The following is a 1,512-nucleotide window of genomic DNA, read 5'->3' as shown; positions in this document are numbered from 1 at the left end:
CAACGCCGTTCAGTTAGGCGTGGGCGTGGTTGGTCAAGGGGTGTGTTGATCGGGTAGTGAGAAGCGGGGTTCCGGTATCAAGGTTTGTCACTCCAAGACAACCCGAACCAGGAACCCCGCTCGGTGGATCAGATTGCCATAACCCGTACGGTCACGGTAGCTGCCGGGCCGTTCGCGGCGGGTCACCTCGGTGAGCTGACCCGCCTCGTGCCGTTCGAGATGGTCGATGACGTCCTGGCCGCGACCCGGTGTACGCAGAAACGGGTCCGGTTGTTGCCGGCCCGGGTCGTGGTGTACCTGCTGCTGGCCGGTTGCCTGTTCGCCGATCTCGGCTACCGGCAGGTGTGGGCGAAACTCGTCGCCGGCCTACGCGGGCTGTCGGTCCGCGATCCCAGCGCAAGCGCCTTGCGGCAGGCCCGGCAACGACTCGGCCCGTCCCCGCTGCGGGCCTTGTTCGACCTACTCCGTGGCCCAGCGGCCACCGGTGCCATCGCTCAGGTGCGGTGGCGGGGTCTGCTGCCGGTTGTCATCGACGGCACCGTGCTCGCCGTCGCAGATTCGGCAGCCAACCTTCGTCGTTACGTCAAACAACGCGGCAACCACGGCGGCTCCGGCTACCCGAGCCTGCGGTTGAGCGCGCTGCTGGCCTGCGGCACCCGCTCAGTGCTCGACGCCGTGTTCGACCCGATCACCACCGGCGAGATCGCTCAGGCCCAACGGCTGGCCCGCAGCCTACGCGCCGGGATGCTGCTACTGGCCGACCGCAACTACGCCGCCGCCGATCTGGTCGCCGCGTTCGCCGCAACCGGTGCCGACCTGCTGATCCGCTGCAAGACCGGCCGCAGACTCCCGCTGATCCGCCGCTGTCCCGACGGATCCTGGCTGTCGGTCATCGGCAACCTGCCGGTACGGATCATCGACGCCCGGATCAGCATCACCACCACAAGCGGCAGCCACACCGGCGACTACCGGCTGATCACCACCCTGCTCGACCCACGCCGCTACCCGGCCGCCGACATGGTCCGCCTCTACCACCAGCGGTGGGAAATCGAGACCGCCTACCTCGAACTCAAGTCCACCATCCTCGGCGGCCGGGTCCTACGAGCCCGCACCCCAGATGGTGTCGATCAGGAGGTCCACGCCCTCCTGATCGTCTACCAACTGTTACGCACCGCCATGGTCGACGCTACCGACAGCCGACCCGGTCTCGACCCGGACCGGGCCAGCTTCACCACCGCCCTCAACACCGCCCGCGACCAAGTCGTGCACGCCGCCGGCATCATCGCCGACACCGTCATCGACCTGGTCGGCGTCATCGGCGAACACGTCCTGGCGAACCTGCTGCCCGACCGCCGCATCCGCATCAAGGCCCGCATGATCAAACGCTCAAACTCCAAGTACCAGGCCCGCGGACCCCACATCGACCGCCGCACCTACAAGGCCACCACCAGCATCGACGTCATCACCAACGACCCTTGACGAACCAGCCACCGCCCTAACTGAACGGCGTTG

Annotated in this window: 1 protein-coding gene; it reads left to right on the top strand. The window is 67.3% G+C overall.

The features are described 5' to 3' along the window. Positions 1 to 123: 123 nt before the first annotated feature. Positions 124 to 1,479, top strand: coding sequence for an IS4 family transposase (locus EFE23_RS27790; RefSeq protein WP_123243815.1), 1,356 nt, complete (start codon positions 124 to 126; stop codon positions 1,477 to 1,479). Positions 1,480 to 1,512 lie beyond the last annotated feature (33 nt).

It is taken from the genome of Micromonospora solifontis (assembly GCF_003725545.1).
GTDB lineage: Bacteria > Actinomycetota > Actinomycetes > Mycobacteriales > Micromonosporaceae > Micromonospora > Micromonospora solifontis.
Note: the sequence above shows the minus strand (reverse complement) of the source record. Positions and strands in the feature narration are given on the sequence as shown.